Genomic DNA, 22,903 nt, shown 5'->3' with positions numbered 1-22,903 from the left:
CACAAAGTTTACGTTTATATAAATACGCTATGCGACTTATAAAGGCTCGATTCTCGATGCTTTTTCTGCCATTCTTCTTTGCGACTGGGCTTCGGGCACAAACCGATCTGACTCAGTTAAATGGTGAACTTATGAGGCAGTTCACCACGAAGGATACCTTGTTTAAGGAGCCTTATGTAGATTTGGATGAGTGGCGCGATGTTCCCGTCCGTCACCGCTATGTGCATGGCGGGTTTAAAAATACCAACACGAAGTTCTCATTTTATTTTCCAGCCAGGGAACACTATCAGGGACGTTTCTTTCAATATATTACCCCTTTTCCTGATAACGAAACGCTTTCGCAAGGTGCTAAGGGGGAGGCCGATAAAATTGGATTTTCGGTCAGCAGCGGCGCGTATTTTATTGAAACGAATGGAGGAGGCAGTATTGACTTTAGTAAGCCGAGCCCTAATTCAAGTCCTTCCATTGGTGCCTATCGGGCTAATGCAGCATCGGCACAATATTCACGGGTGGTAGCCTTAAAGCTCTACGGTGGGCAGCGGCCTTATGGCTATGCATTTGGAGGTAGCGGCGGTTCTTACCGGACAATTGGAGGAATGGAGAATACCGAAGGTGTATGGGATGGGGTGGTGCCGTATGTTTCGGGCTCGCCTATGGCGATCCCAAATGGCTTTACCGTTCGTATGCACGCGATGAGAATACTTAATGATAAGTTCCCCCAGATCATTGATGCACTCGAACCGGGCGGAAGCGGTAATATGTATGCGGGTCTTAATACAGAGGAGAGTGAAGCCTTGCGGGAAGTCACAAAAATGGGATTTCCAGCGAGTTCTTGGTTCGGTTATAAGCGCATGGGAATTCATGGATTTCTGGTGCTTTACCAAGGAGTGGTCGGTTCGGACAGAAAGTACTTTGAGGAAGACTTCTGGAATAAATCCGGCTACCTGGGAGCGAATCCAACCACCTCGCTGCTCAAAGCCAGAATTCAGTACATCAGTAAAATAAAAGCAGGGATTTCTGCCGATCAGGCAGTACAGTTGAAATTGACAGCACCACTTTCATCTCAGGACAGGGGTACTGCCGATGCCGCCTGGAAAAGTATCGGCGGCGTGGAAGGGGCTAAACCGGTGGCATTTCAGCTGGAGGATGTGCTTCCCGATATTCCTTTTTTGGGGGGTGACTTAATCATCAAAACAGGTGCCGCTGCTGGTAAAGTGATACAGCTAACCAAAATTTCGGGCGACAAGGTGGTGGTGGGGCCTGTTGACGCTGCGGTGCTTCTCATGTTGAAGCCGGGTGATCAGGTTCAGGTGGACAATTCTAATTTTTTAGCGGTACAAACCTATCACCGGCATCAGGTTCCCGGAAAGGAGTACCCCGTGTATGACCAGTTCCGGGATACAGACGGTAAACCGATTTATCCGCAGCGCCCAACGCTATTAGGGCCGCGTTTTACAATAGGTGCCGCAGGCGTTTTACCTACCGGTAAGTTCAAAGGTAAGATGATCATGCTCGAATCACTGATGGACCGGGAAGCTTTTGCCTGGCAGGCGGACTGGTATAGGAGAAAAGTGAAGGAGAATCTGGGTGATAGTACGGATAGTCATTACCGACTTTGGTACACAGATCATGCCCTGCATGGAGATGTTTCCATTGAGGATGACCCTACCCGCACGGTTGGTTATTTGGGAATACTCCAGCAGGCGCTACTTGATTTAAGTGCATGGGTTGAAAAGGGTATTGATCCGGCAGCTACTACTGAATATAAAATTGTGGATGGTCAGGTCATCATACCTGCCAAGGCGAACCAACGCCGTGGTATACAGCCAGTAGTGGATCTTAAGGCTAACGGCAGCAAACGGGCCGACATAAGGACAGGCCAGTCTGTTACGTTTACAGCCGAAGTGGAAGTGCCTGCTAATCAGGGTAAAGTCGTTGCGGCTGCCTGGAATTTTGAGGGATTGACAAAGGAAATCGAGCCATCGGCGGGATGGGATTTTGCTGGTTCAGATATTTTTCCAGTTGCTGCCAAATTTAGTCCGATAGATAAGACAGGGGCTCGGGTAACCATTGAGATGACCTACACATTTTCCAAACCAGGTACCTATTTTCCGTCGCTGCGCGTAGCTTCTCAACGACTGGGTGATGACAAAACTCCTTACACACGAATCCAAAATCTGGACCGTGTCCGGGTGGTTGTGAAATAGGACTGATAATGTGTGCCTGGCCAAATGGAAAGTTATCACTTTGTTTATACGGCAAACATCAAGAATTTCATTTAGGTAAGAATTCATTTTCAAGTGCCTGATTACTCACATCGGACATCTTGTATTTACATTCTATGAATGTTTTTGTATGGTCAAGGTTGTCTCATATCGCCTAGATATTGCAAAGAGGAAGAGACTCGAAATCTATCGATTAACTACAGATCCAGATACACTTGGCTAAGTCTTTTAATTAGTAAGGGCATGATGCGACGACAAATCCCAACCGTCTACAATTCTCTGTGCTTACTATACTGAAAACAATGCTGCCAACTTCCTCAAATCCTCCAACAAAAAGTTCGAGTTTTGTACCGTTGGGTGCACAAAATAACCTACCAAAATTAGCTAAAAGCCTGCAAATCATTGATTTGTGGGCTTTTTTATTTTTCAAGATTAGTCAAAATATGCAAATATTTGCAATATTCTGGTGAGCAATTCGAGACTTGAAGATGACGAACGAAAGTGCTCACCAGAATTGATTTAAGTATTTGTTATTCAAATAGTTAATGAAATAAACATCTTGACTTTCAAAAGCTGCAAACCTACTTTTTTTCACTTAATAAGGTATGTTATGCAGTAAAGCATTCTCAATTCTTTTTTATTTAAAAAAGAGAAACACCTACATCAGCGGCGAAATGTCAGTTTACATGCGGTTGACCATCAACAACGAAAGATCGGAAATTGCTTTGAAAAGAGATTGCGATCCACAAAAATGGAATGCCAAGGCGAGCAAGATGATTGGCTCAAAGCAAGATGCAAAGGACTAGAACTCCTATTTGGATTCGGTTAGAGGAAGGGTTTATCAATTTATCAAGAATTACTTAATTCAGGAAAAGAAATTACCTCTGAGAAGATTAAGGATAAGATTCTTGGTATTGAGGATCGTCCCAAAATGATATTAAAAGGGCAAAGGAATATATCCCATAACACAACGATGAGGTATCTCTTGTACTTCAAAAAAATTGTGCTTTTGTGTGTCAAAAACGGCTGGATATTACGTGACCCATTTTTCGCATTCAGCATGACCAAAGTTGACGTCGACCGGCGGCCACTCGATGAAGAGGAGCTAAACGCCATCGAATTGAAACGCTTTCCAAATGAGAGGCTTAGATTGCATTAATCAAGACAAGCTCTTGCCTGTAATGACTAATCAGCGAATGAATTCTTACCTAAAAGAAATTGCAGATGTTTGCGGAATAGAGCGGAATATCACGTTCCATCTTGCGAGGCACACCTTTACAACTACCGTCACACTGTCGAACAATGTGCCAATTGAAACTGTATCCAAGATGTTAGAGCATAAAGATTTGAGAACAACTCAGCATTACGCAAAGATTACAGACAGGAAGGTGAGTAATGACATGGAAGCGCTGAGAACGAGACTTGAAGCAAATCAATTAGAGTCATTGAAGATTAACAAACAAACTCGACAAAAGGGCAGCTAAATAAGTGGGCCTATGTTCCGAGACTTTTGAAAGCCGCCAAAAGCTATCAGGTCGACGATTTCGGTCGCATTCAGCAGATAATCAAATTCCCAGCCTCGGTAATATGGCCGCAAAACATAAAGCAGGTTAGCCACATCAAAATCCCGGTCTTTAACTTTGTCCTCATCCAGGATTGCAACAAACTTGTTCCGCAGGAATTCATAGAAGGAATTAAAACAAGCGAATTTGCCGGACTGTGCGATATGCGCATAGAAAAGTGTCAGCGCATTGGACAAAGCCACATACTCACTTCGCTTGAATACCTCATTATCCTTTTTCCAAAGTGCCAGGATCAGCGTCTTGATGCTTCCCTTTTTTTGGTGTCCAGCGCGTCACTTTCGCCGATGTGGAAGGGATTGAACTTGATTGGATTTGTTTCCTGGTAGGTGAAATAGTATCCGCCGACCAGATCACATAGTCCTTTATAAGAATGCCTAACATCGACAATACAATGTGCGAACCTTGCTCGTAGTAGCTTCTGACCATGTGGTTGGTAAAAAACGCCTTGCTGCTTCCCGAAGGGCCAAGAATGAATTTGTTCCGGTTCGTGCAAATCCCCTTCGTGATCGGCTCATCGCTAATGTCCACATGGACCGGTTTGCCTGTAAGCCTGTCCCCAAGTCGCAAACCGACCGGACTGATCGAGGAACGGTAACCCGTTCCCAGGTTCAGAAAACATGAGGCTTGTTCGGCAAAACAGTCAAAGGTCTCATTCATCGGGAAATCTGCCGCATTGCCCGGGATTCCCGCCCAGAAAATCTGGGGCGCCCCAGTTGTCTCCTTTTTTGCGACAGCTTCCATTTGGGCAAGTGCAGCCGAGACTTTGTTGTTTAGTTCATTAAGCTCTTCCTTCTCAGTCAAAACCAGCAGATTGAAATGTGCCCTAACCGGTATCCGCTGGCCAGAAATTGCCTCGTCACCCTTCCGGGCAGCTCGTACCGAGTGATGCTGATAGGTATATTACTGAGAATATGAGAAAGGTCGGAGAGTTATTGAATATCCGCGTTCTGGATCATTTGATTGTGACGGCGGAAGGGTTCTGCTCGTTTGCGGATGATGGATTTATGTAAAAGTGATCATAATCTTACTGTGATATGCCTCGACAGCATTATCACAGTTATCCGTAGAAATCGGAACCTCCTAGGATTTATGAAACTAAACTTGGAGCTTTTCATGTGGAGTAGCCTTTCTTTTAACAAAAACTTAAAAAAACATCCACCAGAACGCCCGCCATTGATCAGCATCGATGATGACAAGAAAAAACGTATATAAGACAATGTAAGCAGGTAATCCGATCAGATATGGCCGGTATATTTGGTTGTTCATTCGCTCATAAACGATCAATCCGATCATGATCAGCAGTCCCACGACCAGACCCGGAAAGCCTAAACGCCCCAGAGAAGGATTAATGAAGGGAAGGACACACAAGACCATGTAACGCGCGTGATATCTCACATTGTGCCGGTAATAAACAGCCAGGATGTAAGCACCTGCAAAGAACGTCATGTCAGCAATGCCGATAAGCCGTATATCTGGCTGACCAGCCGGAACCGGGCTATTTCTGATGAATACAAAGCGCTCGATCAGGATAATGAAGAGTAGGACGGAGTAGGACGGCTGGCACCAACACATAGGATAATTTGCCAACCATCCGGTGCAAATCCGTTCTTTTGGCACGGATTAACAATGGCTGGGTGATCAACATGGCGAACCACAGTAAAATTGTAAATGCATGAAGATGCATCAATGTGGTGATGTCTTGAAAATCAGGAAATTTGCTGAAGTAGGTTTTGTGAAAACCTACAAAAATCATCAGCAACACGGCGATAAACAGGTAATGACTATTACGGTAAACTTTTTCCATGATGTCGTTTGATTACCTGGACAAGCTCAATTGCTGCGGGCGTATTTCTGCATGAACGAAGGCATTTGCTCATAAAAAACCTCATGATTATACCGTACATCCAGCGCCTTGAAACGTGCAATGCTTTCCGGTGCAAATGGATCAGCCTGTTCATTATAGAGGTCATTTCCAAGTTGAGCCAGTTCTTTAAGGTATCCCGCGAAGTTTTGTGCGCTGGGATACATATCGATAAATTTTGCGGGTTGGTCATGACCGTTCCAAAAAGTATGGACGATCCCGCGGGGCCTGAAATGATAACCTCCCTTTGGGATTTGGTGCACCTGGTCGCCGAGCAGAACGGAGATTGTTCCTTCCAGGACATACATAATCTCGTCCAATTCATAGTGAACATGAGGAGGAGGTCCCATCTGAAAAGGGTTTAATTCTGTTTCAATGCAGGAAAACTGGCCGTACGTCTGCTCATGCTCTAGTTTTACGTGAACGGTCATTCCCAGCACATTCAGTGATGGTGCATTGTAAGCATTCTGGCCTGGTGGTGTGTAAGCTGGTACAAATACTGGGTCAGCACTTGCCTGGGTCGATAATGGTTCCATGTGAAGAAGCTTAGAATGTGAATAGTTTGATATAGCTGATCGCAAAACTATCGATCGAAAAATCCCGGGTATAGTACAAACCTGCCAATTTTAGGCTTCATCGCGTTTTACGAATTTGAAGTTTTCCTTTTGCATGTTCGTTTCCAGTTTGCCAAGCGTTATGGAGTCCGATTCAAATACGTTCACACTTGGTCGTTCAAATTTTTTTTCCTGCTCAAAAAAAGCGACCGGGTTTTGATTGGAATACCGTTTAAACGCCCGGATCATGTGCATTTGATCAAAGTACCCACAGTCGCCGGAAATTGCCGCCCACGACTTTTTGGGATGCAACATTTTCATTTTCAACACATTATTAAACCGTAAAAGCTGAATGTATGGTCGCGGCGAAAGTCCGGCCTGTTCGGAAAACCGCCTTTCGAAATTCCGAACACTCATGTTTGCCTTTCGGGCATATTCTTCGACTGTCAGAAATTGAGTTGTTTGGTTTAATTCATTGGAAATAAAACTGATATTGTTTGCGATGAGATTGGCATTTTTTTGTCGGTTAAGCAATGAGAGAAAAAGCCGGTCGCAAACCGAGGCCATTTCATGTGTGTCCGCGGCATTGATCAGTTGCTCACAAAGCGTTTTTGAAAAGTTGCCGAACACATCTTCCGCCCATACCATCCGGTTTGTGATATCGGAAGTGGGGATACGTGTTAATTTTTGAAAACCATCCGGCTTAAATTTGATCAGAAACATCAGGTAGTCGCCTCGGAAATGCACTATGCCATTATACTGCGTGACCAGGCCGGTGATGTAGCTTCGTTTACCCGCGAGTGAACAATCCGTTCCGCCTTGATCATGCGTAGGTTCATCCCTCAAATAGAACATCAGGGTTATATCATCGCTGGCTGGCCACTGGCTTGCGTAGGCAACCTGTTTGCCGCAGGAAGTTGCCAGCACATAATCTTTCACAAAAGGCCGGAGGGCCGGGTGAGGCAACATCAGGTAGTTTGTAACCATTCAAATATTTGATAATCAGTTCTTAATCAAATATACTTTTAATTTAGAACGTCCGGTATTCAACTTACTTACCGGGTTAAAGAAAGAAGTAGCAATTCCGATTAAGTTGCGGCCTACATGCATATTGGCAGGTTTGTACTAGCGAACTTACTGAGAGGTAATTTGTTTTACAGAGCCATTCACTATTATTAGTTTCAATTAATCTGAGATTTGATGCAATATTACCTGGCAGGTTACTTTCTGATCCGGCAAGAACCGGTTCTTTACTTCGGTGAGCAATTGAGAACAATCAACACGGCTAGTTCATGTTTTAATGAACACCTGCTGGCAAGCTGGTGCTTTTACCTGAGAAGCGAAGAGGAAGAAGCTGAAATTGAGCAGAGTCTTATGCTTGGTCCTGGTAAAATCGACAAAATCAGAAATTGGGTAGAGCATGCCCGCAATGCAGAATTGCTTGGCGTGCACAACGTTTTTTTTGATCTGGAAACCTTACAGAAATATAAAAGCAAATTCTTTTCGCATCTGCCTGATCTGAAAATAGTTGCTATATACCTCACAAAGCCATTTTTAACCAGCCTCATCGCGGCAGCCGAGCCGGCCGCGCAATACCAGATGAGCGGCATTTATCAACTCGCAAAGAGGTGGGTACCCGAGCAGAAGCACGATCAAGAAACGCTTTTAGGGTTCGACATGATTGGCATTGAGCCGGGTGGCGCGTTTCATACATTTTACTGTCACGGTGGGGACGGGTATCGCATCGGGGATTTCGATCTGCGGATCAATCAGTATGGATTGTTTGATGATTACGAGGACTGGGAAACGGTCATGAAATATGCAAATGAATACGCCACGTTTGAGCCCGTTCCGTGGGTCGTTTGTAAAGTCAAGTTGATCAATTAACACAATACCTCTTGACATGAAACACGAAATTACCTACGCCACGACGGATCTGGAACCTGTGGCACCAGTAGATTTGACGTCACTTGCCAACCAATTGGTTGAGCTGGGATTGCATCATATCCTGTTGTACAGTTGAAGGACGGCTCGTGGTTCGCCCGCTTTACTTGCTCAGACTCATTGCCGGATCCTGATTCGGAGGTTGACGTAATGCTCACAGCCATTGAAGCGCTGGATCATCATGGAAAAAGCATTTGGTAAACTTGTACCGAACGTAATTTTGACATTGCGTAATATTGTGGTGATGGCCCGTTTGCATTCAATCAGAAACTTTTGCCTTCGACCTTAGCCCGGATCGCTGCCGCCCAGGCTGGCATTGTGATCACAATCTATCCGGTGCTGGATACAGATTCCGTGATAGCAGTCTCGCCAATCCTATTTAAATTATGCATCAACTTGTCGACACTTAATTCGTCAGGGTCATCGCCAAGGTCGTGCACAAGTTCTATGCCGTTTCGATTATTGTTAAAGTGAATGAAGTATGGTGTCAAGCCAACATCGACCAGACGTTTGTACCGGTCAGTTTCGAGCTTATTTGAGGATTTCAGAACTGGCTTGAGCCCAACGCCTCCCTCTACAAACGCATTCAGGCGCTTGACTAAATTGAGAGCACAACCGAAATCGGAGAATGCGGCTGCTGGTTCGTCGAACCTGTTAGCGAATGCAGCAATTACCCATACAAAAGTTGAATTGTCAATCTTGGCAATGTCAGAGGATGACAGTCCCACGCTATGATAAAGTTCTCGCGTAGTCATTGGGGATTTGGTAGCCATAACGAAACGTCAGTTTGTTGATGAATGAACAGTTGAGATATTTAAAGTATCAAATCAATGATCTCAAAATATCTAAATAGCTTCTTAAATTCAAGTAGCTGAGAGAAATTATGCATGCCTAAATATTGGTCCGAAATGTTATCCTCTGATTGAGTAGACATGAAGACGCAAAAATTTCTTACAACTTTGCGAGCCGGTCATTTAGGTCCACCAGACCAGACTTTTGCAGACAATCGGCGGACAAAGTCAATAGCTGATTTTCAAATTGATTTTGATCTGGTCATTCATTCCTGGGAGACTCATGATGGTATCATACACACTGGTCAAATCTTTCACGTTCATCATGTCATATTCAGTTAAAATTGGAACTGTACAAATTTACCAAAACCCCTCCAAACGATCCTAAGGAGAATTTACCTAGAACAGGTGACTGAATTTTAACCTCTTTACTTTCGCCATTACAAATCAAAACAAGCAAGCGGAATGAGGGAGAGAGCGAGGGGAAATGACGGCTTACTGACGTTGGCCCAGATTAAAGAATTAGACATTGCCGACTATCTGTTGGAGCTCGGATATGAGCCGAACAAAATCCGAAACGTTGACAATTGGTATTTGTCACCTTTTAGAAATGAGCGGACTGCCTCATTTAAGGTCAATCGAAATCTTAATCGATGGTTTGATTTCGGCATCGGAAGCGGTGGGAATCTTGTCGATTTTGCATTAATATTTTATCAGTGTACAGTTGGCGAGGTGGTCAAGATATTTTCCGATTACCTTGGCTTTCTATACGGTCAATTTCGATGACTTGTCACGTAGTCATAGGTGCAATCCGTTGAATCCTGAAAGCATGCTTGATATTGCTGATGCGGTTATAGAATTTAATCGCAATTACCGGCTACACATTCGGCGGTTCCGGCTACACTTTGGGCTTTTCAATTCCGGAATTTTGTATCGTAACAATCAACCATACGATATGATATCAGGAATTGAAAATAAAGTAGTCGTTATCACCGGGGCGAGCAGTGGCATCGGTGAAGCCACGGCTGAGCTGCTGGCTGCAAAAGGAGCGAGGGTGGTGCTGGGTGCCCGCAGGTCAGACCTTTTAGCAACGTTAACAGAACGCATTAAGAAAGCAGGCGGGCAGGCGGTTTACCTGCAAATGGATGTTACTAAGCGGACAGAAGTCGCCTCGCTGATACAATTGGCTTTGACTAAATTTGGAAGGCTAGATGTGATCATCAACAATGCAGGCATCAGCCAGCTACAACTATTGGAGGATATTGATGTAGAAGGTTGGGAGCAGATGATCAACGTGAACTTGAAAGGCGCGCTTTATGGCATTGCCGCCGCGTTGCCGGTTTTCAAATTACAGGGTTCGGGGCATATTATCAATATCATTTCGACAGCTGGCATTAGTATTGTGCCCACAATGGGCGTTTATGCGGCTACCAAAAATGCAGTTCGCACGATCAGCGAAGGTTTGCGGCAAGAGTCAAAAGGCCGTTGGCGGGTGACAGGGATTTCTCCGGGGTTTGTAGATACGCCATTCGCGGGCAAAATCAAGAATGAATCCATCCGGGATGTTCTGACCCAGCGAGCGAGCCAGATTGCTATTCCTGCCGCGGCCATTGCGGAGGCAGTTGCCTACGCGATCGCCCAGCCGGATCAGGTGGATATTGGCGACATTGTAATCCGCCCGGCTATTCAGGATTAAAGAGATCATGTTGTAAATTAGTATTTCAAAAAGCATTAAATAGCTATGCGGGGGCAACCAGTGGTTTTCGACAATATTTCAGCTTTAATGGAGCGTGTTGGCTTGCGGTCGCCCCTGCATCCGCTGGTCACAGTGGTCAATTATGATGAAAACAAGCCCCATTTAGCCGATGCGGGGAGCCAGTATTTACTGCATTTTTATAAAATAGCATTCAAGTTACGGTTCAATGGCAAGGCCAAATATGGACCGGGATCTTATGACTTTCGCGATGGCGGGCTTGCTTTCGTAGGGCCAAATCAGATTGTCGAACTATCTGATGATTTGGAGGAGCATGAGGGTTATGCCTTATACTTCCACCCGGATCTCCTTTACAAACATCCGCTTTCCTCCCGCATTCACGGATATGGCTTTTTCTCCTATTCGGTTCAGGAAGCATTGTTCCTTTCCGAAAAGGAGAAATATGTAATCCAATCTGTTTTCGAATCGATAGCCACGGAGCTAAAAACACAAACTGACCATTTTAGCCTGGATGTGCTGGTTTCACAGATCGAACTGCTGCTGCATCATTGCAATCGATTTTATAACCGGCAATTCCTGACCCGTAATGAGGTGCATCACGATCTGATTGATCAGATGAATGCGTTTTTAATTGAGCGCTTCGAGAAAAAAGATGCGCTGGTAAGTGGTTTGCCAACGCACCAGGAGATAGCTGAGAGATTGAAAGTTTCCCCGCGCTACTTGTCCGATATGTTGAAATCGCTTACCGGAAAGACTACCCAGCAACACATTCATTTGAAGATGATTGAGAAAGCCAAGGAAATGTTTGGGAGCGATTCACTGACCACGGCAGATGTGGCATATGCACTGGGCTTCGAGCATCCGCAATCTTTCAACAAATTATTCAAGCAGAAAACTGGCCTGTCGCCCGCCGCATTTCGTAAGTTGCTAAATCCAAATTAGAAACTGATCAAAAAAAGACCTATTGTAAAAACGGGATGTGGTGCAAGAGTGATAGTTTGAGTGGCATCAACTTATGCATCCTGTACACTGATGATGGGTCATTTACTTCGCGAGAACATAAGCTTTGGATATAGTGGCTACGGCAGCTTATTGATCAATGAGACGCAATAATAGTACAGTTAATATTCTTTCTGGTACGTTAAATTGTACTGAGAAAGTCTATAAAGTAGCACTGGAACCGTGTAAGTTGAAAAGATTTTCACAAGCACAGGCCAAGGTAAGTCTGTCGCAAATAGCAGGGATTAGATAAGTTTTACCCTTATTTCATTTTCATACCCTTATGCTCGTTTTTCATTTGAAGGCAATGTAGGGCGCAAGCACCGTACTGCTTGTAATTTTCATGAACTGAAAGAACAGTGTTGCTATTTTTGTCTTTGACTTCACAAGTTCCATTCATAGGATTGGATACCGTTAAGCTATCTACTGCCCCGCTTTGGACATGATAAAGGTATGTGCCATTTTTTGCGGCTTTACCCATGATTTTACCGGTGGCGGCATCAACAGCGTTTCCCTGGTCATCGATGTGGGCAATTTTTACTCCTGCAGCATCTTTTATGGTTCCCTCACTGGTAACCCAGCCAATGTGCTTTCCTTTTGCATCAGTCACCTTACCCTGCGCATCAATAGACGGTATTGGTTGTTTGTAAGTTTGTGAATATACATTTCCAACTGCAAATACAAGAAATGCCAAAAGGAAGATAAGTTGGTGCTTTTTCATTTGATAACCGATTTTATAGTTTATCAAATTTACCTTCACTAACGCACAACAAAGATGATAAAGATCACATATCCAGCTGCTTCCAGTCAGGTGAAGCCGGGTCATTTCAGGTTTGCGGGATCTACGTAGCTATTTCACTTTGAGTAGCTTGGCGTTGATGGCAACCACAATCGTAGATGCACTCATCAGGACTGCCCCCATTGCCGGGCTTAACATAAAGGAAGGGTACAAGACACCGGCAGCCAGCGGAATGGCTATCACATTGTAACCTATTGCCCAGGCAAGGTTCTGCACCATTTTTCTGTATGTAGCCCTACCAAATGTTATCATTTGTACTACATCCATCGGGTCACTGTTAACCAGGATGATGTCGGCAGTTTCGGCTGCAACATCAGTCCCCGAACCGATCGCAATACCCACATCGGCCTGAGCCAAAGCCGGTGCGTCATTGACACCATCACCGGTCATGGCAACAATTTCCCCTTTACTTTGAAATTCTTTGACCTTGTCCTGCTTCTGGTGCGGCAGTACATTAGCCAGATAACCATCCATGTTCAGCTTTTTGCTTACGGCTTCTGCAATTTTTTCATTATCCCCGGTAAGAAGAAAAGTCTTAATATTCATCTTTTTTAATGCGGCAATCGCATCAGAAGCACTTTCCCTTATCGAATCAGCGAAGGTAATCATGCCGGCCAGCTTCCCATCTACCAGTATAAAATTTACGGTATCGGTAGCCTGGTCAATTTGGTCAGGAATTGCAGGAACCGGAATGTTTTCCTGATTATAGTAATTCGGTCCGGCGGCTACCACTTTTTTCCCGTTCACAGTTCCCATCACGCCAATACCAGGCATGTAGTTAAAATCAGCTGATGGCCAGAGCTCCAATCCTTTCTCTTTTAATTTCCGGATAACCCCGTGGGCGATATGGTGTTCAGAGTTCTGCTGAATAGCCGCGGCATATTGCAGAATCTGATCGGCTGAAAACTGGTTGTCCTGGATGATAATTTGCTGGATTTCATGCGAACCTTTGGTAAGTGTACCTGTCTTGTCGAAAATAATTGTAGTAAGATTACGTGCATTTTCGAAAGCGGTGCGGTTACGGATTAACAGTCCGTGGGTTGCTGAAAGCGTTGTTGAAATGGCAATCACAAGTGGAATGGCTACGCCCAATGCATGGGGGCAAGAAGTTACCATAACAGTTACCATTCTTTCCAAAGCAAAAGACAAGCTTTGCCCGCCTGAAAACCAGACTATAAAAGTCACTACGCCTACAGTGATAGAAACCAGTGTCAGCCATTTGGCAACCTTATCAGCCAGATTCTGTGTACTGGATTTAGCACCCTGCGCCGTTTTGACCATACTGATCACCTTTTGCAGATACGTGTCGTCCCCCGCACCGGTAACATGAATTTTCAAGACACCGTCGCTATTTATAGCACCTGCTATGACTTTGTCATCTTTCTTTTTTTGGACCGGAACACTTTCTCCAGTCAGCATACTTTCATTGACATAGGAGCTTCCTTCCTGTACCATTCCGTCAGCCGGTATTTTCTCGCCAGGCTTAACAAGTAATATATCACCAGAGCGAAGATCTTTCAGAGCGATATCAATTACCTGATTATCCCTTTCCACATGCACCACAGCGGGAAGTAAAGCCACCAGTGATTCTAATGCCCGTGATGCGGCCATCTGGGATTTCATTTCTAGCCAATGCCCCACCAGCATGATATCGATCAGGGTGGCCAGCTCCCAAAAGAAATCCATGCCTTCCAGTCCGAAAACTACTGCTACACTATACACATAGGCAGTCGTAATTGCAACGGCCACCAGCGTCATCATCCCCAGGTTTTTATTCTTGATTTCACTCACAAGCCCAGTCAAGAAAGGCCAGCCTCCATAAAAGTAGATGACACTACTCAGGATCAAAAGCACGTATTTGTCCCCGGTAAATGCAAAGTCAAACCCGGCCATTTGCTGGATCATATGCGAGAGCAGTAACACAGGAACTGTAAGTACTATACATATCCAGAAGCGTTTAAGGAAATCTTCTGTATGATGCCCCGCATGCTTGTCATGGCCTTGATGCTCATCCATTTGCTTTCCAACATCATGATGCTCATGCATCGAATCATCTTTTTGCATGTGGTGATGACTGTGGTGATTTTCCATTTTATTTGACTTATGTGAAAAAGGCAAGCTATTTTATGGGTCAATAATTCAAAGTCAATCCAACACCAAACCCCATATCGCTATCGTAATGCGCTGTGGCACCCACATACCTGGTAAAAATATACCGAAGCGCGGCCATATACTCCTTATCGGTATTGACCATCAGGTTCATTCTCAGCCGCTTTGAAACGGGTATATCCATTCGTTCCAGTTGAAAACGCAAAACACCATCGGTGAAAATCTCAGCTTGTGCCGTAACCAGCATAGGCAACATGTAGTTAACACCTGCACTAAAGACGGATCTCTGGTCTTTAGTACTGCGCTGGCCAAAAAGATTGGTTTCTACTTCGCCCATTTCCATTTTTCGGTACCGCCAGTCAAAACCAATGAATGGCATTAGCCACTGCATCTTCCCAATGTAGCGTCCCAGGTGCGTTTCTACCTCATATCCGTGGTGGTCGTTATAGCCCAGCCTCCATTCGGAACCAATGCTCCAACGTGTATTTTGTATCATCGCTTCACCATCGTTACCGTTGGTCGCAATATCGTTCTCGGCCATGAAATGAAACTGGCGGTCATCGGCAAACAATTTACGTTGTGCTAACCTGGGGTTAGGGATCTCGGGGTTAGCGGGGGAATTCTCATAGGAGAAAACCGCGCCCATACCGCTCATCATGTGGTAAAGGATATGGCAATGAAAAAACCAGTCACCACTTTCAGTTGCGGCAAATTCAAGCGTGTCAGTTTCCATGGGCATAATATCAATGATATTTTTCAGTGGCGCATTAAGGCCCTGCCCATTGAGCACCCGGAAATCATGTCCATGAAGGTGCATTGGATGCCGCATCATGGAATTGTTGTAAATGACCATACGGACATTTTCACCTTTTTTGATCAGGATCTTGTCGCGTTCTGAGACCACTTTATTGTCCATGCTCCACACGTAGCGGTTCATGTTGCCAGTCAATACAAAGCGGAGCTCTTTTACCGGTGCGTTTTTTGGCAAAGAGGTGTTGCCGGGTGATTTTAGCATGGCATAGTTCAGGGTCGTAATCGAGGACAATGCATTGCTATTGTACATGTTATGATCAGCATGCTCGTTTTCACCAGCCTTCTTGGGATCATCCATTTTCATGCTTTCCATATCCATTGCTTTGCCTGTATCCTTCTTTTTGCTTTTTAAAGCCCCGGTGATTTCAGGATACATGACCACGTTCATATCCATCTGGTTCAGGCTCATATTCATGCCCATGTCGTCCAAATCACCATTCATTTTCATCATGCCGTTCATCATCTTCATGCCCTCAAAATATTTAAGCCGGGGCAGGGGTGATGCCAGTTGTTTTACTCCTTCACCCAGGTATAGGGAAGCAGATTTGGTCCGGTCTTCTGATGTAGCAAGAAACTCATAGGCAGTGGGCGCAGATCCGGGTTTAACAGCCGGGATAGTAACAATCACATCATAGGTTTCCGAAACTGCTATGATTAGCCTGTCTACTTCTACTGGCTCGACATCGTTTCCATCATTAGCGACAACAGTCATTTTACCACCTGCATAAGTAAGCCAGAAATATGTAGAAGCGCCACCGTTCGAAATCCTTAAACGCACCTTATCTCCTGGCTTGAATTGGGAGAGCTGGCTTTCATTTTTTCCATTAATAAGAAACCGGTCATAGTATACGTCGCTAACGTCCATAGCAGTCATCCGCTTGAATTCGTTACCTACTTTGGTCTTAAAGTAGCCCTGACTGATTGCCTCAGAATAACTTTGGGTCGCGCCCTTTTTGATGGCAAACCAATCATTAGCATTATGCAGCATCCGGTGCACATTATGCGGGTTCATATCTGTCCACTCACTGAGTATGATAGGCACAGTGGGTATCGCTGGCTCTTTTTTCTTGTTCAGGATCATCGATCCGTACATGCCGATCTGTTCCTGCAACTCGGTATGGCTATGGTACCAGTGGGTGCCATTCTGAATGATGGCGAACCGGTACAAGTGCGTGGTATGGGGCTTAATCGGCATTTGGGTAAGGTTGGGTACCCCGTCATACTTATTGGGCAAGAACAGTCCATGCCAGTGCAGGGACGTTTCTTCGTCCAGCTCATTGTGTACATATATTTCGGCAGTGTCCCCCTCTGTAAACGTTAATGTAGGCATCGGGATTTGCCCGTTTACTGCAATGGCACGCTTAGGTGTCCCGGTAAAATTTACAGTTGTGTCTTTTACGTATAGATCATACCGGACTATTTTTTGGCTGTAAACCTGCCCCGAGATAAAAAAGAGGATTGCTACTGCGGCAAGAGCTTTATAAATAGGGATTTTAAGAAAATCCATCATATATAATAATTTAAATTAAGAAGAGAACGCTGCCCTGATGGCGATAAATCATTAACCTATTGCAGGTAATGCTTACGTTGCCATCAGGGCAGTCGTTGCTATTTGAGTGTTTCAGTGGTTTTGCCACAGTTCAACATCTGTGCGCCATAATAAGGGTTTTTAATCGCCGACACCTGGCTTAGCCAGTTGGCACCTTTTCCGTCTTTGGCCATTGGGCAATGCTGATAATAAACCGTCTGTGCAGGCTTTGCCGACTTGATGAGTTTATACATATTCTCAGAAAGAGAAGAGAAATGGTCTCTTTGGTGACCTAGATCTTTGGTTTCCTCAATGTGTTCGGCATCAAAATTCAGATCTTTCACGACTTTCATCCAAACCATATGCTGCTCGCTCCCAAGCTCGTCCATCTTAACAGCTTTAAGTGCCTTTACAAGGCTTGTTGCTTTCGCGGAAGTCGCATTTCCGTCTGAGCTAACTAAGGCATCCTTTACTGCATAATAGGCATCCAAAACAGGCTTCAACGGGTCAGCATCAGCTGACTGAGACCTCGCAGCTGCTTCTATTGACGCGGCACCGTGCTCATGCCCGGTCATTTTCTTTTCAGCTACCACTTCATTCTTTCCAATGCGCCCATAACGGCAGCATTCTTCCAGTTTAGCATAAGCATCATCGGGTGCCAGATAGCTGTTATTATCATATCCAGCTAATGCGATCTTTTTCAGGATCGCATCCAGAGAGGTCTTTTTACTATCGAAAGTCACAGCGGCAACCTTCGTTTCTTTATCCCAGCTTGCCTTGGAAATATTTTTCTCAAATGCAGCTGCTTCAATCCCCTCCTTGCACTGGGCGCATGACCCGGCAATTTTTACATTCTCGGTAGTGACATTTTTAATATCTGCATAGGACAGGAAAGTGGACAGCAATAGCAATGTTGCCATCAATATTTTAATTGATTTCATCAGAATAGAATTTTGAGCTTTAAATAATAAGTTTTGTCCGAAGGAGAAAGTGCTTCGGAAGGGCGCACCTGTGGCTACAAGCAGCTTAGCAACTTATGTTTGGGGGTATCCAGAGTGAAAGGTACACCGGCTTGGGAGAAGCCTGTTGAAAGAACCAGGAGGTAGTATTATCAAACTCGGCAACGGGTTTTTGTAAGAGCCCTGCCGGCTGAACTTTTAAGGCAAAAATGGGAACAGAGTGGGCGCAATCACAGCCGGATTCATTACAGCTATGGCTGCATTTCGTATTACTATCATCGGATTTATGGTTTCGATGCCTGGCACAGCAAGCTTTTTTATGGGTAGCCACATGCTTTACTTCTTTTTTCACCGGACTGTGTTTGCTACCACATGCCTGACTCACTCCCACTGGTACCAGTAGGCAAATTATCATCAGCAGTAAGAATACACAACCCCTCATATTGAAATATACGGTTTTACGCAATACAAAGATTGCGGTTTGTTTCCAGTTATTTTCTACATAATTACTATGCCATATTGCATAATTATGGAATCGGCGGATTGTGAAGGTAAATTGTAGGGTTTACGCCTTTTAGGATATGTGCAGAACGTTCTGGATTTAAGCTAAAATATGATGTTGTTGAAATTCCTAATCGCCATTACCACTTGCTTTATTTTCATGTCAGGCCATTCTAATAACCATTTGGAATCCGGAGGCGGCAGCTGGACATTTATATGGCTGAACCTTCAAAACCGGAAGTAAAACTCGGCGGTGGCCGCACACCGGTACATCGCCTGTTTCCAACGCTTTGAAGTAAAATATCCACGAAAGGCCTGTGGCAATTCCCGACAGGACAAGGAAAATGAGGTTGGTCCGGCTGATGTCTTTCACTTCCTTGGTTTGTCCGCTAAAAAGAACAATTCCCCAAGCGATAACAAGTATTACGACTGTCCTGACAGCCATAGCTAGGTTGCCACCAATGCCTTTGACTCCCACTTTTGCTAAAATGGACGTTGCGATCGCAAACATGGCAGAATGCAAAGCATAATATTTCCACATAATTGAGCTTGGATAAGAAGGAAGAATATTGATGTATAAAATTCAACTGCATAACGGAATTCAAAAAGAATTCAAAATTCGCAGATAGGTTTATCGCTTAAATGGGCTTGGAATACCCGCTGGCGACACCTTCAAATATGCTAACTTAATGAAAACTGCTTCCCTGTTGGATCTAATTGAGGCTTTTGTATCGGCTCAATTATCTGTCTGTGGTGACGAGCTAATCTATCATAATCTAAACCACACATTAAGCGTGGTAGGAAATGCTTCAAAGATTGCAGATTACTACGAGCTAACTGATTCCGAGCGGTTTGTGGTTCTCGCTGCCAGTTGGTTTCATGACCTGGGTTATATCAGCGGAGATCCTGCCGGTCACGAGCAACGCGGCGCTTCGATTTTCCATGAATTCGCAAATAGTTTATTCATTGAGGGTGATCTCATAGAGCATGTCACTGGCTGCATTTTGGCTACTACGCTACCACAAAATCCGACAAATCTCTTGGAATCAATTGTCTGCGATGCAGACCTTTATCATTTTGGCACATCAGAATTTGCTAAAAAAGATGCTTTAATGCGAGAGGAAACCAGCCGCAGATTAAAAAAGGATATCTCTGCCGGCAGTTGGCTGGCCGGATCCGCAAAGCTATTACGGTCTCACCAGTTCAGCACTCCCTATTGTCAGGACAAACTTGCTGCTCAGAAGCAAGAGAATCTCAGGCAATTGGAAGCCCGGATACAAGCTGGTTCCAAAGAAGATCAATAAACCAGCTGCTGTTTCCGAGCTGCCTTTCCCCATTTGTACTGATGCGTCCAGTATGCCGCCTTCATTGATAAATATCCAATACCTGCGCCTACGAGCACGTCGCTGATGTAATGCCGGTTGTTGGCCACGCGGAGCAACCCAACAGATGAAGCCGCTGTGTAGGAAGCATAGGGTATCCATGGGTAGCGGTCTTTGTACTCTTCATTCAAAAAAGTGGCTGCCGCAAAGGTCTGCGTGGTATGGCCAGACGGAAACGAATTGTAGCTGCTGCCATCAAGGCGAAGCGTGTGCTGCTTCAACCTTAAAAAATATCTTAAATTAATTAAAAGAAAGATTCTCAAAAGCGGAGCACTAGAAGCTCCGAAGTCCGTTAACGGTACCGATATCAACTATTCGAGTAATTTTCCTGCCTTTTCCAGAGCATTTTGAAAAGAATCAGATATGCCCTCACCGACCACGACGACATGCTTTCCCTTGAAGTAATCGGCAGTTTTAAAATCCCGTGTGTGCAGCTGTTCACCAGTAAAGAGATCTGCTCCCAGGTAATTAGGGATGTAGAAATTTTCCCAGGTACCGGTGGCATTAATAATGCCTAATGCAGAAAATAGAGTTTCGGACGAATCAATATAAAACCGCTCGGATAGCCCGGCTTGACCAGCACCTATGACTACAATCTTTGTCTTATATCGGATTTTATCTGCCATTTATCATTGTTTTTAGAACCGTTCCAACTCTGGGCCGCAATGAGGGTCGAAATCCACCATTACCCCGCTTTTTGACATCAGGGCCTACCAAGAGGCATGCTTTTAGGGCCTGTATGAAAACAACGTTATCCTCGGATATTTTTTTAGTGTAGCCTTTTTCGATGTCGTCTTGCAGCAAAAACTTTTGTTCATATAAATGGCTACAAACGTTGAGAGGTAGATTTCCCTTTGATGTCAGCTTGATTGGTGCCTTTTGCAAAATGCTATAAAGAACATCGATAAGGCGAAAGAATGGAATCTGGTCAATAATATTGTCCGGAAGAGTTGCCTGGCGGCGGATGATTGATACCTGGCCAATGGGGTTATTGAGCAGTACATGCATTTGCTCAGCGGACCATCAAAACTTACCAATTCTTTTTTGTTGCGTGCTTGCATAAAAGCCTGAAGGTTTTGGTTGAGCTCTTGCTGTGACAGCCGCCCTAATGCCGCCTCTGGATGGGCAGCCAAGAATTCCTGCATAATTTCATCTGCGAACCCCATTTCCAATGCGCTATCGATATTGCAAATATAATAGCTGTCCATTTATTTCATGGCCATGAGTAGCCAATAGAGGAATTTGTTGCTATTTACAAAAACGACCGTTTAAGTAAATAGTAGCTTGTCGTCCATCTTTTCAAATTCCGTTTTTTTAACGTTCTGTCTTAAAGTTTTAACTTTTAGACAGAACTCATTTTACAGTTGTCTATTTCGGAGATATAGGCCCGGTGAAGTCCGTTTTAGACAACAGTCTTTCAATACCTGATCGAATTGCCCGGAAGAGCACGGTTTGCTGAAAAATTGCATAGTGGATGCTACCGAGTGGTTCAAGATGCTTGGGTGTCTGGTCGAGCAGCAGGCGCCTGTCTCTCCATTCCATATATGCCAGGATCAGTACCTGGGATATATGGGACAGCAGCAAGGCCTAGCGACCGAAACAATCAAAGGCCGGTCTTTTATTCGGTCTAACATATTCAATGTCAGACAATAAAATTTATTTGGCCAGTCATTTTTTAAATCCGAATATATAGCAGGCACCCAACGGCAATAGTCGCGAAGGTCCCCCAGCAATGGCCTCCTGGGAGTGATAGCCTGATCGGCCTACTTAATCGTTAACTGATTAACGAGCGTACCTACTTTGGCTCCCTGGGTCAGTCCAGCGCTTATGGATAATCCGTAGTGAATACCGCCCAGCAGCCGCGACCGTCCCGCTTCCCGGGCATACTCCTGAAATGTGTTGTAAGACCGAACACCATAGCTTGACTCATAGGTTTTGTCACTAAACTTGAAGCCGACACCAAAGAGCTTTTCCAGGACAGCTGCGCTAGCTGCGGATACAACCGCGTGAGCTGCCGAGTATTCTGGATGGGGCGGCGTAGGAATGACAGGGTTCCAGGTGCTCTTATTCATCACCGTGCGAATGTAGGTAAAGGGCCGAAGCAGATTATAGTTATACTTTGTTTTGAAGGTCGAGACAGCTGCATCGCTAAGGGCAATGCCGTGCAGCGCATAGGCCGCTGCAGCTTTTAACAGGTCCTGCTTGGTAGTAACCAGAAGTTGGGTAAGGATGTTGGTGGCGTGCGCCGGGACGTTCAAATTCCCAGGCGTATCAGCCCAAAACCTCGCTGTGGTCGTATCCGTTTTGGTGAGCGATTGTGACGTCGTGTAGACCTCGTTTGCCATCGCATAGAAAGCCGATCCGGGGTCTTCGGAGTAAGGAGTCGGTGGCCCAGGCTGCGAACTGACAGCACTGTTTGCTATAAACGTCCGGGAGTTGCCCCAGCGCGGTAAAATGGGGACTCCGGTAGGTGTAGGCACCCATAATCCGAGTCCGACCGGGGGCGTGTAGGTAGGGTCGGTCACATTTTTATAGGCTTGATGGCCGCCATCCGTTTTCGACCATTCAAAGATCGCATCGGCAACCTGCCGACCATAAGTCTCGGCATTCGTCAGTTTGTCAGGACTGGTCAAGGCCAGAAATTGATTTTTATAAACCGTTTCCAGTGAGTCGATGGTTTTCAGGTTGGCCGCTGATGTACTTTCAAAGAACTGTCTTGTGATGCGGGCCATGGCTGCATTAAGGCTTTCTGGCCAATAGTACTGATCGCCACTTTTGTCGGGCGTAAGTGAACTCCCACCAATCTGGGCCAGTAGTGACGTGTTGCCTTCGATGACGGGCAGAACTGCTTCATACATGGTAATACCCGCATAGCCAAATGACCGGTCTGAAACGACGGAATTGTAACCGGCGGTGCTGCGGGTCAGCCTGATATGCATCTGCATCCACGCATGGGCTACATCAGCAGAGAATATCGGATCAGCTGGCGAGGGGTGGTCTTGGCAGGAAACTGTTAGCAGTGTACAAACAAACAGCCTGATTGCGGATCGCATGAAGCGTGGGGAGTGTATGGATCGGTTCATTGAATGGTTAATTGTTAGATTTGGTCGAAAAATAGTACGTCTGAAAAGGTCCTGCTGG

General features: G+C 45.0%; 22 protein-coding genes and 2 pseudogenes. 9 read left to right on the top strand and 15 right to left on the bottom strand.

Going from position 1 to position 22,903, the window contains the following annotated elements; translation table 11 throughout:
• Positions 1–131 precede the first annotated feature (131 nt).
• From ABIO93_RS18825 to ABIO93_RS18810, 4 genes are all read left to right on the top strand, one after another.
• A complete protein-coding gene (locus ABIO93_RS18825) occupies positions 132–2,207 on the top strand; it encodes a hypothetical protein (RefSeq protein ID WP_348070428.1) in 2,076 nt (691 codons plus the stop codon).
• A 623-nt stretch (positions 2,208–2,830) separates the two neighbouring features.
• Positions 2,831–3,031 (top strand): Arm DNA-binding domain-containing protein, encoded by a 201-nt coding sequence (locus tag ABIO93_RS18820; RefSeq protein WP_348070426.1) that lies wholly within the window; start codon positions 2,831–2,833, stop codon positions 3,029–3,031.
• A 125-nt stretch (positions 3,032–3,156) separates the two neighbouring features.
• Complete coding sequence (locus ABIO93_RS18815; RefSeq protein ID WP_348070424.1) at positions 3,157–3,384, top strand: phage integrase SAM-like domain-containing protein; 228 nt, start codon at positions 3,157–3,159, stop codon at positions 3,382–3,384.
• Entirely contained in the window at positions 3,362–3,709 is a 348-nt protein-coding gene (locus tag ABIO93_RS18810; RefSeq protein ID WP_348070422.1) for a tyrosine-type recombinase/integrase, read from the top strand. The genes ABIO93_RS18815 and ABIO93_RS18810 overlap by 23 nt, the downstream gene beginning before the upstream one ends.
• Here the strand turns inward: ABIO93_RS18810 and ABIO93_RS18805 are convergent.
• The 5 genes and pseudogenes from ABIO93_RS18805 to ABIO93_RS18785 form a co-directional block, all read right to left on the bottom strand.
• Positions 3,706–4,301, bottom strand: a pseudogene (locus ABIO93_RS18805) (hypothetical protein). The gene ABIO93_RS18810 and the pseudogene ABIO93_RS18805 overlap by 4 nt on opposite strands.
• Positions 4,271–4,465 (bottom strand): annotated as a pseudogene (locus ABIO93_RS18800) (TraG family conjugative transposon ATPase); the annotation flags it as partial. The pseudogenes ABIO93_RS18805 and ABIO93_RS18800, both read right to left, overlap by 31 nt.
• Before the next feature lie 486 nt (positions 4,466–4,951).
• Positions 4,952–5,380, bottom strand: a complete 429-nt coding sequence (locus ABIO93_RS18795) for a hypothetical protein (RefSeq protein WP_348070420.1) — start codon at positions 5,378–5,380, stop codon at positions 4,952–4,954.
• 258 nt (positions 5,381–5,638) lie between these two features.
• Positions 5,639–6,205 (bottom strand): cupin domain-containing protein, encoded by a 567-nt coding sequence (locus ABIO93_RS18790; protein ID WP_348070418.1) that lies wholly within the window; start codon positions 6,203–6,205, stop codon positions 5,639–5,641.
• A 90-nt stretch (positions 6,206–6,295) separates the two neighbouring features.
• On the bottom strand, positions 6,296–7,210 hold the full coding sequence (locus ABIO93_RS18785) for an AraC family transcriptional regulator (RefSeq protein ID WP_348070416.1): 915 nt from the start codon (positions 7,208–7,210) through the stop codon (positions 6,296–6,298).
• Between the two features lie 213 nt (positions 7,211–7,423).
• Between ABIO93_RS18785 and ABIO93_RS18780 the strand changes: the two genes are divergently transcribed.
• Positions 7,424–8,110, top strand: a complete 687-nt coding sequence (locus tag ABIO93_RS18780) for a hypothetical protein (protein WP_348070414.1) — start codon at positions 7,424–7,426, stop codon at positions 8,108–8,110.
• 386 nt (positions 8,111–8,496) lie between these two features.
• Here ABIO93_RS18780 and ABIO93_RS18775 read toward each other — a convergent pair whose 3' ends face one another.
• Entirely contained in the window at positions 8,497–8,922 is a 426-nt protein-coding gene (locus tag ABIO93_RS18775) for a hypothetical protein (RefSeq protein WP_348070412.1), read from the bottom strand.
• A 501-nt stretch (positions 8,923–9,423) separates the two neighbouring features.
• Between ABIO93_RS18775 and ABIO93_RS18770 the strand changes: the two genes are divergently transcribed.
• The 3 genes from ABIO93_RS18770 to ABIO93_RS18760 all read left to right on the top strand — a co-directional run bounded on the left by ABIO93_RS18770 (position 9,424) and on the right by ABIO93_RS18760 (position 11,614).
• Positions 9,424–9,744 carry a CHC2 zinc finger domain-containing protein gene (locus tag ABIO93_RS18770; protein ID WP_348070410.1) on the top strand — a complete coding sequence of 107 codons (321 nt, stop codon included), beginning with the start codon at positions 9,424–9,426 and terminating at the stop codon, positions 9,742–9,744.
• Between the two features lie 172 nt (positions 9,745–9,916).
• Positions 9,917–10,654: an SDR family oxidoreductase gene (locus tag ABIO93_RS18765; RefSeq protein WP_348070467.1), complete on the top strand. Its 738-nt coding sequence runs from the start codon at positions 9,917–9,919 to the stop codon at positions 10,652–10,654.
• A 45-nt stretch (positions 10,655–10,699) separates the two neighbouring features.
• Positions 10,700–11,614 (top strand): helix-turn-helix domain-containing protein, encoded by a 915-nt coding sequence (locus ABIO93_RS18760; RefSeq protein ID WP_348070408.1) that lies wholly within the window; start codon positions 10,700–10,702, stop codon positions 11,612–11,614.
• Positions 11,615–11,933: 319 nt separating this feature from the next.
• On the opposite strand, the gene ABIO93_RS18755 is transcribed toward ABIO93_RS18760, so the two are convergent.
• The 5 genes from ABIO93_RS18755 to ABIO93_RS18735 form a co-directional block, all read right to left on the bottom strand.
• Positions 11,934–12,392: a hypothetical protein gene (locus tag ABIO93_RS18755; protein WP_348070406.1), complete on the bottom strand. Its 459-nt coding sequence runs from the start codon at positions 12,390–12,392 to the stop codon at positions 11,934–11,936.
• 129 nt (positions 12,393–12,521) lie between these two features.
• Positions 12,522–14,561: a copper-translocating P-type ATPase gene (locus ABIO93_RS18750; protein WP_348070404.1), complete on the bottom strand. Its 2,040-nt coding sequence runs from the start codon at positions 14,559–14,561 to the stop codon at positions 12,522–12,524.
• A gap of 40 nt (positions 14,562–14,601) precedes the next feature.
• Positions 14,602–16,902 (bottom strand): multicopper oxidase domain-containing protein, encoded by a 2,301-nt coding sequence (locus tag ABIO93_RS18745; protein ID WP_348070402.1) that lies wholly within the window; start codon positions 16,900–16,902, stop codon positions 14,602–14,604.
• Positions 16,903–17,000: 98 nt separating this feature from the next.
• Positions 17,001–17,861 (bottom strand): DUF3347 domain-containing protein, encoded by an 861-nt coding sequence (locus ABIO93_RS18740; RefSeq protein ID WP_348070400.1) that lies wholly within the window; start codon positions 17,859–17,861, stop codon positions 17,001–17,003.
• A 682-nt stretch (positions 17,862–18,543) separates the two neighbouring features.
• Positions 18,544–18,921, bottom strand: a complete 378-nt coding sequence (locus ABIO93_RS18735) for an EamA family transporter (RefSeq protein WP_348070398.1) — start codon at positions 18,919–18,921, stop codon at positions 18,544–18,546.
• Positions 18,922–19,069: 148 nt separating this feature from the next.
• On the opposite strand from ABIO93_RS18735, the gene ABIO93_RS18730 reads away from it, so the two are divergent.
• Entirely contained in the window at positions 19,070–19,684 is a 615-nt protein-coding gene (locus ABIO93_RS18730) for an HD domain-containing protein (RefSeq protein ID WP_348070396.1), read from the top strand.
• Here ABIO93_RS18730 and ABIO93_RS18725 read toward each other — a convergent pair.
• From ABIO93_RS18725 to ABIO93_RS18710, 4 genes are all read right to left on the bottom strand, one after another.
• Positions 19,678–19,983, bottom strand: a complete 306-nt coding sequence (locus tag ABIO93_RS18725) for a phosphatase PAP2 family protein (protein WP_348070394.1) — start codon at positions 19,981–19,983, stop codon at positions 19,678–19,680. The two genes, ABIO93_RS18730 and ABIO93_RS18725, sit on opposite strands and share 7 nt — an antisense overlap.
• 90 nt (positions 19,984–20,073) lie before the next feature.
• Positions 20,074–20,388 (bottom strand): hypothetical protein, encoded by a 315-nt coding sequence (locus ABIO93_RS18720; protein WP_348070392.1) that lies wholly within the window; start codon positions 20,386–20,388, stop codon positions 20,074–20,076.
• Positions 20,378–20,770 carry a hypothetical protein gene (locus ABIO93_RS18715; protein ID WP_348070390.1) on the bottom strand — a complete coding sequence of 131 codons (393 nt, stop codon included), beginning with the start codon at positions 20,768–20,770 and terminating at the stop codon, positions 20,378–20,380. Before ABIO93_RS18715 ends, ABIO93_RS18720 begins: the two co-directional genes overlap by 11 nt.
• A gap of 755 nt (positions 20,771–21,525) precedes the next feature.
• Entirely contained in the window at positions 21,526–22,845 is a 1,320-nt protein-coding gene (locus tag ABIO93_RS18710) for a vanadium-dependent haloperoxidase (protein ID WP_348070388.1), read from the bottom strand.
• Between the last annotated feature and the right edge of the window lie 58 nt (positions 22,846–22,903).

Origin of the sequence: Dyadobacter sp. (assembly GCF_039919315.1) — a bacterium.
Classification (GTDB): domain Bacteria; phylum Bacteroidota; class Bacteroidia; order Cytophagales; family Spirosomataceae; genus Dyadobacter.
The sequence above is the reverse complement of the archived record's forward strand: the minus strand, read 5'-3'. Positions and strand labels throughout refer to the sequence as shown.